Source organism: Candidatus Peregrinibacteria bacterium (assembly GCA_030700255.1).
Lineage (GTDB): Bacteria > Patescibacteriota > Gracilibacteria > UBA1369 > JABINC01 > JABINC01.
The window spans coordinates 26,948-40,431 of sequence record JAUYJN010000032.1 but is presented as its reverse complement, the minus strand read 5'-3'; the positions used below and the strand labels follow the sequence as shown (position 1 = coordinate 40,431).

The window sequence follows — 13,484 nt, the reverse complement described above, 5'->3', positions numbered from 1 at the left end:
TTATCCTTTTACAAATTTATGCTTCTTAGAATTTATGTCAATGGTGAAAAACTATTCTTCTTATTTGTTTAGTGTTAAAATATTTATGAATTATTCTTTTTTAATTTAAAAATGCTTGAAATAAAAATTGCACCGTCAATATTGTCATCGGACTTTGGAAAATTGAATGAGGAAATTGCAGAAGTTGAGCCGTTCGTGGATTTGATTCATGTGGATGTTATGGATGGACATTTTGTACCAAACCTTACTATTGGTCCGGCTGTTGTAAAAAGTATTAAGTCAAACTTACCATTGGATATTCATCTGATGATTGAGAATCCGGAAAAATATGTTGAGGCTTTTGTGGAAGCTGTGAAAAAATCCGGTAATGAGCATGCGCCGATTATTGGAGTGCAGGTCGAGGCTTGTGAAGACTTGGGTGCGACCATTCGTCAAATTAAGGAACTCGGTGCAAAAGTGGAAATTGTATATAATCCCGAAACTCCGCTTGATGGGATTGAGGAATATTTGAGTGATGTAGATCAGGTTTTACTTATGACTGTACACCCTGGATTTGGTGGCCAAAGTTTTATAGAAGATGTTATTCCAAAAATTCGAAAATTGCGAGAGATGGCTCCGAATCTTGATATAGAAGTTGACGGAGGTATTAACGCTGAAACCATTAAGCTTGCTCGCGATGCTGGAGCGAATGTTTTTGTTGCCGGTAGCTATATATTTGGCGCGGAGGATAGAGTGGCAGCTATTGAAAGCTTGAGGCTTTAGCATCGACAATTTAAGCCTTTATGTTGAAGCACCTATTGCTTGAAGTAGGTAAGGATTTCTTCGTGGATGAGTCCATTTGTGGCGAGGATTTCCGGATCGTAGATTGAGAAATCCGAGTTATCCAGGGTAGAGACTTTGCCGCCAGCTTCGGTGACAAGTAATACTCCCGCCGCCATATCCCATGGCTTGAGTTTGAGTTCCCAGTATCCTTCGAAATACCCGGCGGCTGTGTAAGCCAGGTCGATACTTGCAGCCCCGAGTCTGCGGATAGTGTGAGATGCCATCTGAAGTTCTTCGAAATATTTAAAATTTCTTTTCATCATTTTAGGAAATGCCGGATGAAATCCGGTTGCGAGTAGGGATTTTGAAAGTTTGGTTTCTTTTGAAACTTGAAGTTTTTTCGGTTCCATGTTGATTCCGTTTGCCCCTATGATTTCCAGATATGCGCCTTTGCCTTTTTCCGCTGAGAAAAATTCTCCAGAGATTGGATTGTATACGATGCCAAGAATTATTTCCTTATTTTTATTTTCAAGTCCGATTGAGATCGCAAAAATAGGTAATCTGTGTGCGAAGTTTGAAGTTCCGTCTATAGGGTCGATGATCCAAGTGTAGTCCTTGGTATTGTCGTTCGAAAAACCTTCTTCACCGAGTATGCCATGGCCCATAAATTCTTTGTTGATCGCTTCAACGAGAAATTTCTCACAAGCTTTGTCAGCCTCTGTTACCAAATCTTTTTCAGATTTATTTTCGATAACCAGATGATCTGAATAGTAATATTTTTTTACTATATCTCCGGCTTCCAGCGCTATACGTTTTGCAAAATTTAACATTATTTTTTGTAAAAGCTTTCTGTGTTCACTTTATATAATAGCTTCTCTTGAGTAAAGGAGGGTTTTTTGGTAAAAATATTCTGATACAATTATATTTCTTAATAAAATTTTTATGTACAATAAGAAACTTATGCAGTTCTTGTCACGTATGTTGTCAGTTTTGGCCATCGCATTTTTGCTATACTTCCTTGTTAGGGCTTACATGGGTATTGGCGACATGTTGATGTTCAATACGGTAGACTTTTTTATCGCTTACTTACTTGGAGGGGTCGGTTTTTTCTCGGCTTTTTACCTACTTGGTGGAGTGTTCCATAAATTCTTTGCAAAGAAGTAGTTCCTGAGCTTTTGAGGGTTGATTTTCCATGTAAAATAGGGTTTAATACCCTCTTTTAATCAAACCTTGTGAAAAAAATATTATTTGCAATTATTTTGATTGTTATTCTGGCCATAACTTTTGCGCCAAAAGAAGCTGAAGCCCCCGTGGAGGCGCCTTCTGTTAAAGAGGTGAAAGTGACGGAAGCTTTAGAATTTAAAAATAATTCCAGCGTTTATAAGCTTATTGGGCAAGTTAATTCAACTGAGCAAATAGATGTTCGCGCTGAAGTTGGTGGTCGGATCGTTGAATTGAATGTTAATGTTGGCGATCAATTGGAGGTTGGACAGGTGATTGCAAGTTTTGATAATGATCAGCTCAATACTAGGGTGCAACAAGCAGAGGGGGCTCTCCGGTCCGCTCAAGCGAATTTAGCTTCTATGACTAGTGGGGCGCGCGCGGAGGATTTGCAGATTATTGAATTGCAATTAAGTTCTGCACAGCAGAGACTTTATCAATTGCAAAAAGGCGCGCGTGAAGAGGAAGTAACAGCTACGAAAATCAATATTGAAAATACTCAAAAAAGTCTTTCTGATGCAGAAGTTATTTTGGCTAAAACGAAAGAGAAAAACCAACAAGATAAAAAAACTATTCGTAGTAATACGATATATGTAATTGAATCAGCTAGTACTATTGCGAACAAAGTTATGAGTGTTTATTTACAAGGTATTACATTGGAAGGAAATAATGCTGCGGACTGTAGATATAATTTTATTTCGACTGCATCTAAATCTGATGATCAAGGTACGAAATGTATCGATGCTTTTTTTGCAGAAAATGAATTAAATAATTTAGCTGAAGGTTTGAATAATCCATATGCGATCCCTTCTAACTTGGAAACTGAACTCAATCAAGCTGAGGAATATATAAAGACAATTCAGACATATATTGAAGTTACGTTTTATGTCTTGGACAATGCTGTTGGGCATCTAGGAAATAGGAGTATATCCCCATCTGAATTATCTGGTTATAAGCAAAGTGTACTCGCTGCCCAGGCGGAAGTCGAAAGTGTTTTGAATCAAATTAATAATCAAAAACAGGCTTCAATAACTCATACTTTGAATTCCGATTTGTCTGTCGTAAATGCGGAAGCGGGGATGCATGAACTAGAAAGTCGTCTCGGAAGTTTGCAGCAAGAATTGAAAATCAAACAAACTGGTGCGACAAAAGAAGATTTAGCTATTCAAAAGTCATTGATAGATCAATTGAATTTACAATTACAAATTGCAAGAACTGGAGCGCGCCCTGAAGATGTGCGTGCGCAGCAAGGTATGATTTCGCAGATGAATGCATCTCTTGAAAATGCAAAACTTGATAAGGATAAGGCGGTGATAAGAGCTCCTTTTAGGGGGAGGGTTATAAATACATTTATTGAGGTTGGTGATTATGTAAATATTGGAGGTGTCATTGCAACATTGGTCAATGCGGGAAGTTTGGAAATTGTAACTTATATTTCAAATGAAGAACGTGAGTTTGTGAATATTGGTGATACCGTTGAAATAGAAACTCCTCATGGATATACGAGTGGAGCTATAACAGAGATTGCACCTTCACTTGATCCTATTACAAAGAAAATGAAGGTTACTATTCAGCCGAGTGAAATAACAAAAAAACTTACGATTGGTACTAATGTTAGAGTTAAATTTGCACGAATTTCTGATTCGATTCAAATCCCATTAACGGCTGTGAAGTTCAAAGGAACTGAATCTTATGTACTTACAATTGATGAGGGCTCAGTTGCTCATGAAGTTAGTGTAATACTTGGAAATACTTATAGTGATAATATTGAAATTAGGTCAGGGCTTGATGATAGTACTCGTATTATCGAAGATGCTCGTGGGATCCAAAATGGCGAAGTTGTGAAAGTTCAATAACAAGATTTTTATGTGGCACTTTTTGTTAAAAAATTATCGGTTTACGTACGTGATTATAATTGCGACTATTTTTCTTGGTCTTGTTTCTGCTGTGAAAATCCCAAAAGAATCAACTCCTGAAATCAAGGTGCCAGTTGGAACTGTTATGACATTTTTAAATGGTGCGAACGCTGAGGATACAGAGAAATTAATTACAAATGAAATTGAAGATAAAATTGGTTCTCTTGATGAGATAGATACTTACACTTCAGTTTCTGCCGAAGGTATATCGCTTCTTACTGTGACTTTTGATGCGAAGAGTAATATTACTGAGAGAATTCAGGCGCTCAAAGATGCTGTGGATGAGGCGAGGCCGAAGCTGCCAAGCGAGGCCGAAGCTCCAGTCGTAAAACAAATCCGCTTTGATGATCAGCCAATTATTGTAATCTCACTGGCTGCAGATGTTCATCCTAGAGCTTTGAAAGAAATTGCCGAAGAAGTTCAGCAAAAAATCGAACGTATCCCTGGGATATCTGAAGCTACTATTTCTGGCGCTTACGATAGAGAGACTCAGGTTATTTTGGATGAATCGAAACTTACACTTTATGGATTATCTGCCCAGAGCGTTATTCAAACGCTTGCGCGTCAAAATTCTACTTTGCCAGGTGGTACTTTGGAATACAATGGCGTGAGGTATCCAGTTAGATTTAATGGTGATATCGAAGACCCTTCTCAAGTTGAATGGATACCTATTTCTTCTTATGATGGTAGTACAGTTTATATCAAAGATATTGCGACAGTTATAGATACTACAAAAAAACAATCTACGAAATCTCGAGTTAGTATAGATGGTGCAGCTCCGCAACGTGCGATTACTATCAATGTGAAAAAAAGAGTAGGTGGTGACGTCGTGCGTATCACGGATCAGGTGAAGACTGAGATAGACAATATGAAAAATGAGGAGCTCAAAGGTGTGACCGTGTTTTATTCTTTGGAAACAGCGGCGCGTATAAATGAAGACCTTCAGAGATTATCTATAAGTGGACTTGAGACGGTAATCGTAGTTACATTAATTCTTGTTTTTATCCTTGGTTTTAAGCCGGCTATTTTGACAGGGCTTAGTATCCCATTATCTTTCCTTATTACGATTGGAGCACTTTCTTATATGGGTTTGACGATAAATTTTCTTTCACTTTTCTCACTTATTCTTGCTCTTGGAATTTTGGTTGATTCCGCCATAGTGCTCGTTGAGGGTATACATAGTAGAATTGAAAATGGTGAAGTGCCTTATGAGGCTGCAGAAAAAACAATTACTCAATTCACGTCTCCAATTACTTCAGGAGTGATGACAACGATCGCTGCAATGGTGCCTATGCTTTTTGCTTCAGGGATGATTGGCGAGTTTATTAAACATATCCCAATTACCGTAAGCCTTGTACTTGTATCTTCACTCTTTGTTTCACTTGGAATTTTGCCGACAATCGCATCCCATATGCTTCATAAAAAACCAGGTGTTAATAAACATAAGAAAGATTATTTTGAAATATTAAGTGAGAAATATTCTCATACAATAGAGATTTTCCTTGGTGATAGACGTAAGAAAATTATGATGAGTGTTGTTTTGATATTGGCATTTTGTTTTAGTTTATCCCTGCCTGCTTTTGGTGTTTTGAAAGTTGCAATGTTCCCACAGGCCGATAGCGACTCTTTGTTTTTTGACATTGAAACTCCGGTTGGGACAACCCTTGAATATACTGATGAGTTTATGATCCAGGTTGAAAATTTATTATTAAAAGATGATCGGATTGAATCTTTTGCTTCAAATACAGGGAGAGGATTTAGTATGGACGTTACTTCAGTCGTTGCTGGAGAAACTCCAAATCTTGGTTATATAATAGCTGAACTTAAAAGTGATCGAACGGAGTTTAGTCTTGAGATAAGTGATGAGTTGAAAAAAGAATTAGATAAATTAAAAGGTGGTACAATAATGATTACACAGGAGGACAAAGGGCCCCCTGCGGGGGCCCCAATCGCCCTTAAATTCAAAGGTGATGATATGAAAGAGCTTGAGCGTCTCGTTGCAGGAGCCGAAAAAATACTTAAATCGATTCCAGGGACTACCTCGATAAGAAGTTCAAGTCAGGATACTGAGTTAAATTTTGTCGTTCGTTTTCGGCCTGAAATCGCAGCTGAATTTGGGCTAACTGCTTCGGACGTCGCATCGTTTTTGAGAACTGCTTTGCATGGAGTTGAAGCAACTACGATCAAAACTCCAAAAGAAGATATCGGCGTTCTTGTGAAAATGAATCTTAATACTGATGGTCAATTTGTAGATCCAAACTTAACCCACACAGCAACTATTGATGCTTTAAAATCACTTCAGATTTCTACTCACAAAGGTATGGTTCCATTGCAATCACTTGTGGACTTTGATGTGCAGGGAGGGCAAGGAAGTGTAATCCATGAAGATGGTAAGCGTACCGTGCAGGCAACGGCTTATACTCAAAAAGGAGTCATCGCCCAAACTATTATTGATGAGCTTGAGAGTCGTTTAGATGAGTTAAACATGCAAGAGGGATACGCCATGACATATGGAGGAGAGACTGAGGATATTCAAGAATCTTTTGCTGATATGTTTAGAGCATTATTTATTGGAATTTTCTTAATTGCTGCAATACTCGTACTTCAGTTTAATTCATTTAGGCAGCCGATTTTCGTACTTATGACGGTGCCGCTTGCGATTACTGGAATACTTCCTGGGCTTGCTATTATGCGCTTACCTTTAAGTTTTACCGCATTCGTTGGTATCGTTGCGCTATCTGGAATAGTCGTAAATAATGCGATTTTACTTATTGATCGAATAAACGAAAATCGCCTTAATGGCATAGAAAAAACACAAGCAATTATAGAGGCAACCTCTGCAAGGTTCCGACCGATAATTTTAACAACGATTACGACAGTTGCAGGTATCTTACCACTTGCACTTAGCGACATCACTTGGGGGCCGCTTGGATTTAGTATAATTTTCGGTCTTACATTTTCAACAGTTCTTACACTTTTTGTAATACCAATGCTTTACAATAAATTTGCTGAAGAGGAAATATTTTAGGGGTTTTGATTAAATACTCGTTGCCCTGCGTTTTTGGTTATGGTATTATCCACAAGCTGTATTTTTGAATATTTTGTTATTTAAATTATGAAGGTTAAACCATTTAAATTAGTAAGTAAATTTGAACCGGCGGGTGACCAGCCGTTTGCGATTGAGTCGTTGGTTAAGAATCTTGAAGGTGGGGTGAAGGATCAGATTTTGCTTGGTGCCACCGGTACCGGTAAGACATATGTCGCTGCAAAAGTTATAGAAAAATTGCAGAAGCCGACTTTGATTTTGGCACATAATAAAACTCTTGCAGCCCAGCTTTGTTCTGAGTTTCAGGACTTTTTCCCTGATAATGCGGTGAGCTATTTTGTGTCGTATTACGATTATTATCAGCCGGAAGCATATATGCCGGCGACAGATACTTATATTGCAAAAGATGCATCAATCAATGATGAGATAAATAAATATCGACATACGGCGACTATGAATCTTTTGACTCGTAGTGATGTTATCGTTATTGCCTCGGTCTCTTGTATTTATGGCCTCGGTTCAGTTGAAGATTATGAAGCTCTTGCGATGAAGTTAAATGTTGGGCAGATAATCCCACGAGATAAGATGCTTCGCCATCTTACAGATATTCAATTCACAAGATCGCAAACTGATTTTAAACCGGGGATGTTCCATGTGCTTGGAGATACTGTTGAAATTTATCAACCCAGTAGTGATGGTACCGTTTTTAGAATTGAATTTTTTGGTGATGAAATTGAAAGAATAACAGAAGCAGATTGTTTTACCGGTGAATTTGTAAATGAATATGAAGAAGTAACCATTTTTCCCGCAAAGCATTCTGTAACAAGCCCTGAAAAAGTTAATAATTCTATTCATTTGATAGAAAAGGATCTTGAAATCAGATGTAATGAACTTATAGGAAATGGTAAGGAGCTCATGGCTCAGAGGCTTAGAACTCGTACAGAATATGACATGGATATGTTGCGTGAAACAGGTTATGTATCCGGTATAGAAAATTATATTCGTTACTTTGATCACAACGGGGAGGTGAGTAGGCGGCCCAGTACGCTTCTTGATTATTTCCCTGAAGATTTCCTTATGTTTATAGATGAATCACATATAACAGTCCCACAGGTTGGCGGTATGTTTGGTGGGAATTTTTCACGGAAACAAACTTTGGTTGAGCATGGATTTAGATTACCCTCTGCATTTGATAATAGGCCACTTAATTTTGGAGAATTTGAAGAATATATGAAGAATACTGTTTATGTTTCAGCTACTCCAAATAAGTACGAATTCGCACATACCAAGAAAGAACATATTATTGAACAAATTGTTCGACCGACAGGGCTTATAGATCCGGAGGTTAAAGTTAAGTCTTCAACCGGGCAGATTGCAGATGTTATGGAGGAGATAAAGGTGGCAACTGCAAGAGGGGAGCGCACACTTATAACAACTCTTACAAAAAAATCTTCAGAAAAATTAACAGAGTTTTTATTGGAAGCCGGAATCAAGGTTCAGTATCTTCATTCTGATATTGATAATATGGAGCGCATTGAGATTTTGCGAGATCTTCGACTTGGTAAGTTCGATGTACTTGTCGGTATAAACCTTCTTCGTGAAGGGCTTGATCTTCCGGAAGTTTCATTTATTGCAGTGCTTGATGCAGATAAAAGAGGGTTCTTACGTTCCATCTCAGCTCTTATTCAAATCATTGGACGAGCTGCGCGTAATGTAAATGGACATGTAAACCTTTATACTTCAGAAATAGATGGAGAACTTGTAATCACCGAAGCTATGAGGTCAGCTCTTGATGAAACTGAGCGTCGCCGCGTGATTCAGACAGCTTATAACTTAAAACATGGCATTACCCCGGAAACTATTATAAAGGCCGTTAAAGATATAACTATGGGCGGCTCCGCCTCCGGTAAATCTCGCACTTCATCTCGAGACAAGAAGAAAATACCAAAAGAAGAAATTAGTAAATACATCGAACATCTTGAAAATGAAATGGATATTGCCGCTCTAAATATGATGTTCGAAAAAGCTGCAGACTTGCGTGATGAAATAGATGCTTTAAGGGCTGAACATAAGTTGTAAATTGTTTTTTTTAAGTTTTTAAACCGCAACAAAGTTGCTTTCATGCAACCGAACCTCGGTTGACTTGATAGTTACTGAGAGTAGAATTCATAGGTGAATAATTTTTATTTAAAATATAAAATCATGAAAAAAATAACTTCGTTAATAGTTGCGATCTCTATCATTTTGCTAGTTGGTTGTGGAGGAGGAGCTTCTAATAATACAATTAATCTTGGTGGTACTTTTGAACTAAATGGTTCAACTATAACAGCAAATTATTTACTTGATGGTTGGGTTCATCCAACAAATGAGTACGATGCTGCTTTTGATGGAAATAAGGCTGTGGTTGTAAATATTACCGTTGAAGCGGGGGATGAAGAATTTTCTGAACTCAGTTCAAATTTCTCACTTGGTTATGGATCTGAAGTGGTAGAGTCTACAAATTACGTAGGTATCACAGATGATAGTGGATTGCATAATTGTGGAGCTACCGTCAAAGCTCTAGCTACCGAAACAACTACTTGCGACCTTGTATTCGAAGTATTAGAAGGAAGTGACGTATCAGCTCCAACTTTTGTTTATGAGCCACTTTTTGGAGATATAGAAGCTCAAACATTTGAGCTTAAGTAGATTTTAGGGATATAGGAGGGGCTTTATAAAAGCTTGTTTATGCGGCAGTCTTTGCTTTTACGATCATAGATACTATTTTTTCCATTCGGCCTTTTTCATCGAGGGCTTGTTGGATGAATTTCATAGTATCTTGTAGGTTTGGGATCATTACGTGCTCAAGCGCGTTTACTCTACGGCGTGTTTTTTGAAGTTCATCTGCCATGCGTTCAGCCTTTTTTTCTATAGCTGCCAGTTTTACTAAAGTTGGTATAAATTCTTTTAATTTTTCAAGTCCTGTGTCGAGTTCTCCGGTTGTATGAAGGAATCCATATCCACCTTTGTCTTCTGCAAATTCAGCCGTCATTTCAGCGATTTTCACACTCATTATGTTTTTTACTTCGACTTTTAGTGCAGCTGACATAGTAGGTTTGAGTAAGGCTGCTTCTATAAATTCCGGATGCGCAGTTGAACCGGAAGCAAGAAGTAAGTATGTGAATACTGATCCGAGATTTTTTTCAGCTTCTTCTCTTAGTTTTTGTGCTTCGCGGATGATTTCCATAAATGCAGCCATCAAACCTTCCTGTTTGTCGTTTAGAAGTTTGTGACCTTTCTTTGCTCGGCTGTGTTTGCTTTTGAGCTCGAGAAGCGCCATTTTGGTTGGGCTGTATCCTGCCAGTATTGTCATTACGCTGTAGTTTTAGGTAAATATTTCTCGATCAAATCGTCTTTAATACGCTTAAGTTCTGATTTTGGAAGGATTGCTAGAAGCTTCCATCCTTCGTCTAATGATTTAGCGATATCTCTATTTGTTTCACCTTGAGATACAAATGAATTTTCAAAAGCATCTGCAAATTTGAGGTATGAGCGGTCTGTATCAGAAAGTGAGCTTTCACCCAAGATCACGGCAAGTTCACGCATTTCAAGCCCGTATGCGTACGCTGCGAAGAGTTGAGCGATTACACCCTTGTGGTCTTCACGAGTTTTGTCGTCACCTTGTCCATTACCCATCAAACGAGATAGAGATGGAAGGACCGCTACCGGTGGATAAAGACCTTTTTTGTGAAGATCACGTCCAAGTACGATTTGTCCTTCGGTGATATAACCGGTTAAGTCGATGATCGGATGAGTTTTGTCGTCATTCGGCATAGTCATGATAGGAAGCTGAGTCACAGTTCCCGGCTTGCCACGTAGACGTCCGGCTCTTTCGTATAGAGTTGCAAGGTCAGTGTACATGTAACCCGGGAATCCGGCACGACCCGGCACTTCTTTACGAGCAGCTGAGATTTCACGTAGGGCTTCACAGTAGTTAGTTACGTCAGTGTAAATTACAAGTACATGCATGTTTTTTTCGAATGCCAGGTATTCTGCCGTAGTAAGAGCGAGGCGAGGGGTTGCAATACGTTCAACTACCGGATTATCTGCAGTGTTGATAAATAGTACCGAATTCTCGATCGCACCTGTACGTTTAAATTCTTCAATAAAGTACTCCGCCTCCTCAAATGGCACTCCCATAGCTGCGAATACAATCGCGAAGTCTCCACCCACCGATCCGTCCGCGCTCCTTACAGTCGCTTGACGTGCAATTTGAGCTGCCAGTTTGTTGTGTGGAAGTCCTGATCCGGAGAAGATAGGAAGTTTTTGTCCACGAACTAGAGTGTTAAGCGCATCTATTGTAGAAATACCTGTTTGAATAAAGTCATTTGGCATTTCACGTGAAGCCGGGTTCATTGGGAAACCGTTGATATCAAGCTTTTTCTCAGGAATGATGTCCGGTCCACCATCGATCGCGATACCACGTCCATTGAATGTACGTCCAAGCATGTCTTCAGATACACCGAACTTGAATGTAGTTCCAAGGAATTTTGCTTTTGCGTCCAATGTCGCAGCACCTTGTGGTGACTCAAACAGCTGTACGATAGCAAGTCCTTCTCTAGCTTCAAGCACTTTACCGAGTCTTACTTTGCCGTCGTTAGTCGTGATCTCTACCAGCTCTTCGTATGCGATCGCCTCACCTTTTGGAAGTTCTACGAATGCCAATGGACCAACGATGTCCTTAACGGTCTTAAATTCTTTACGCATTTTGTATAATTAAATTTTAAATATTTTATGATGCTTTATGCTAAAGCGTTGATTCCATCAGTAAGTCTTTTTCTTAGTTCTTCAAACTCTTCATCTGTTCTTAGGTCTTTTACTTTTGGAATTTCTCCTACTGCATCAAGCTTTTTCACAGCCCCCATGTCAAAATCAGGGTTTTCTGTAAGACCTGAAGCTACTTTATAAACTGTAAGAATAGTTTTTAGCATTTGGTATTGTCTCTTTAGTGGAGTTCTTGCGTCCTCAGGATCAAATGAGTTTTGGTATAGGTAATCCTCACGTAGCATCTTTGCCACCATAAGAATAAGTTGCTCTTTACCTGAAAGCGAATCAGCTCCAACGAGACGTACAAGCTCTTCCAGTTTCGCCTCTTGTTGTAATACATCCATCGCAAGATTTCTGTACGTCGGTTGATCTTCCGCAACTTCTTTTCTCATATATGCCTCAACATTGTCTTGGTATAGAGAGTATGAAGTTAACCAGTTAATAGCAGGATAATGACGAGCGTACGCAAGTTTTGAATCAAGTCCCCAGAATACTTTAACCACACGAAGTGTGTTTTGCGTAACCGGTTCAGAGAAGTCTCCTCCAGGAGGTGACACCGCTCCGATAACAGTAAGTGAACCTTTACGATCTTCGGTTGCCAGACAATCAACGTACCCGGCTCTTTCGTAGAAAGCAGCGATACGTGATGCAAGATAAGCAGGATATCCTTCCTCACCGGGCATTTCTTCCAGCCGTCCGGACATCTCACGCATAGCCTCAGCCCAACGAGAAGTTGAGTCAGCCATAAGCGCAACATCGTAACCCATGTCACGGTAATACTCTGCAATAGTTATCCCTGTATATACAGAAGCTTCACGAGCAGCCACCGGCATGTTAGAAGTATTTGCAATAAGAATTGTACGTTTCATAAGAGGTTCTCCTGTATTTGGATCCTCCAAATGTGGGAATTCAACAAGCACTTCAGTCATTTCGTTACCACGCTCTCCACATCCGATATATACGATAATTTGTGCATCACAGTATTTTGCAAGAGTTTGTTGAGTTACTGTTTTACCTGCACCGAAGGGACCTGGAATTGCAGCCGCTCCACCTTTTGTAAGAGTGAAAAAAGTATCGATAGAACGTCCACCGGATACTAGAGGTACTGATGGAATATTCTTTGTTTTGATTGGTCTTGGGATACGAATAGGCCATTTGTGCATCATAGCTACCTTGTGTGTCTTTCCCTCACTATCTTTGAGTACCGCAACGATTTCATCAATTGTCATATTCCCTGATTTGATTTCTTCAACTACCGCATCTGTTACAGTTGGCGGTACCATGATTTTATGTTCTATAAGACTTGTCTCTTGAACAGTTCCAAGTACGTCACCGGCTTTTACTTGCTGACCTTTTGACGCTACCGCTACGAAGTCCCATTTTTTTTCATGATCAAGTCCGGGCACTTCAACTCCACGAGTAATGAATGGTCCTACCTTTGCTTCAATAGCAGAAAGTGGACGTTGGATACCATCATAAATACTTTGTAGAAGACCAGGCCCCAGTTCAACTGAAAGAGTATCTCCGGTTCTTTCTACCGGCTCTCCCGGAGCAACTCCACCTGTTTCTTCATAAACCTGTACAGATGCCGTATCACCTTCAAGTCGGATAACTTCACCAACCAGACGTTCATTACCAACGCGTACCACTTCGTACATCTTTGCCCCGATCATGTTTTTGGCAACGACCAGTGGTCCTGAGACCTTAATGATGATTCCTTTAGTTTCTGTCAT

10 protein-coding genes are annotated in these 13,484 nt (G+C 39.4%); 6 read left to right on the top strand and 4 right to left on the bottom strand.

The features are described from left to right. The first annotated feature begins 111 nt into the window (after positions 1–111). A complete protein-coding gene (gene rpe / locus Q8P68_04110) occupies positions 112–762 on the top strand; it encodes a ribulose-phosphate 3-epimerase (GenBank protein ID MDP4008349.1) in 651 nt (216 codons plus the stop codon). A gap of 32 nt (positions 763–794) precedes the next feature. Here rpe and Q8P68_04105 read toward each other — a convergent pair whose 3' ends face one another. Then, a complete protein-coding gene (locus Q8P68_04105; protein MDP4008348.1) occupies positions 795–1,592 on the bottom strand; it encodes an inositol monophosphatase family protein in 798 nt (265 codons plus the stop codon). 112 nt (positions 1,593–1,704) lie between these two features. Here Q8P68_04105 and Q8P68_04100 point away from each other — a divergent pair, with 112 nt between their 5' ends. The 5 genes from Q8P68_04100 (at position 1,705) to Q8P68_04080 (ending at position 9,633) form a co-directional block, all read left to right on the top strand. After that, a complete protein-coding gene (locus Q8P68_04100) occupies positions 1,705–1,926 on the top strand; it encodes a hypothetical protein (protein MDP4008347.1) in 222 nt (73 codons plus the stop codon). Between the two features lie 68 nt (positions 1,927–1,994). Then, positions 1,995–3,839, top strand: coding sequence for an efflux RND transporter periplasmic adaptor subunit (locus tag Q8P68_04095; protein ID MDP4008346.1), 1,845 nt, complete (start codon positions 1,995–1,997; stop codon positions 3,837–3,839). Positions 3,840–3,861: 22 nt separating this feature from the next. Continuing rightward, positions 3,862–6,927 carry an efflux RND transporter permease subunit gene (locus tag Q8P68_04090; protein MDP4008345.1) on the top strand — a complete coding sequence of 1,022 codons (3,066 nt, stop codon included), beginning with the start codon at positions 3,862–3,864 and terminating at the stop codon, positions 6,925–6,927. A gap of 87 nt (positions 6,928–7,014) precedes the next feature. Next, positions 7,015–9,024 (top strand): excinuclease ABC subunit UvrB, encoded by a 2,010-nt coding sequence (uvrB, locus tag Q8P68_04085; GenBank protein MDP4008344.1) that lies wholly within the window; start codon positions 7,015–7,017, stop codon positions 9,022–9,024. Positions 9,025–9,147: 123 nt separating this feature from the next. Beyond that, positions 9,148–9,633: a hypothetical protein gene (locus Q8P68_04080; GenBank protein MDP4008343.1), complete on the top strand. Its 486-nt coding sequence runs from the start codon at positions 9,148–9,150 to the stop codon at positions 9,631–9,633. Positions 9,634–9,670: 37 nt separating this feature from the next. Here the strand turns inward: Q8P68_04080 and Q8P68_04075 are convergent, their stop codons facing one another. Genes Q8P68_04075 through Q8P68_04065 form a run of 3 tightly spaced genes read right to left on the bottom strand, consistent with a single transcriptional unit; the run spans position 9,671 to position 13,484 of the window. After that, positions 9,671–10,297, bottom strand: a complete 627-nt coding sequence (locus Q8P68_04075; protein MDP4008342.1) for a V-type ATP synthase subunit D — start codon at positions 10,295–10,297, stop codon at positions 9,671–9,673. Further along, entirely contained in the window at positions 10,297–11,691 is a 1,395-nt protein-coding gene (locus Q8P68_04070; GenBank protein MDP4008341.1) for a V-type ATP synthase subunit B, read from the bottom strand. The genes Q8P68_04075 and Q8P68_04070 overlap by 1 nt, the downstream gene beginning before the upstream one ends. Positions 11,692–11,726: 35 nt before the next feature. After that, the gene (locus Q8P68_04065) at positions 11,727–13,484 is read right to left on the bottom strand and encodes a V-type ATP synthase subunit A (protein MDP4008340.1); all 1,758 of its coding nucleotides are present in this window, start codon (positions 13,482–13,484) and stop codon (positions 11,727–11,729) included.

Excerpts from the sequence above, each read along its gene's own strand:
- rpe (MDP4008349.1), top strand. The coding sequence starts at position 112 with ATGCTTGAAATAAAAATTGCACCGTCAATATTGTCATCGGACTTTGGA.
- Q8P68_04105 (MDP4008348.1), bottom strand. The coding sequence starts at position 1,592 with ATGTTAAATTTTGCAAAACGTATAGCGCTGGAAGCCGGAGATATAGTA.
- Q8P68_04100 (MDP4008347.1), top strand. The coding sequence starts at position 1,705 with ATGTACAATAAGAAACTTATGCAGTTCTTGTCACGTATGTTGTCAGTT.
- uvrB (MDP4008344.1), top strand. The coding sequence starts at position 7,015 with ATGAAGGTTAAACCATTTAAATTAGTAAGTAAATTTGAACCGGCGGGT.
- Q8P68_04080 (MDP4008343.1), top strand. The coding sequence starts at position 9,148 with ATGAAAAAAATAACTTCGTTAATAGTTGCGATCTCTATCATTTTGCTA.
- Q8P68_04075 (MDP4008342.1), bottom strand. The coding sequence starts at position 10,297 with ATGACAATACTGGCAGGATACAGCCCAACCAAAATGGCGCTTCTCGAG.
- Q8P68_04070 (MDP4008341.1), bottom strand. The coding sequence starts at position 11,691 with ATGCGTAAAGAATTTAAGACCGTTAAGGACATCGTTGGTCCATTGGCA.
- Q8P68_04065 (MDP4008340.1), bottom strand. The coding sequence starts at position 13,484 with ATGACAGAAACTAAAGGAATCATCATTAAGGTCTCAGGACCACTGGTC.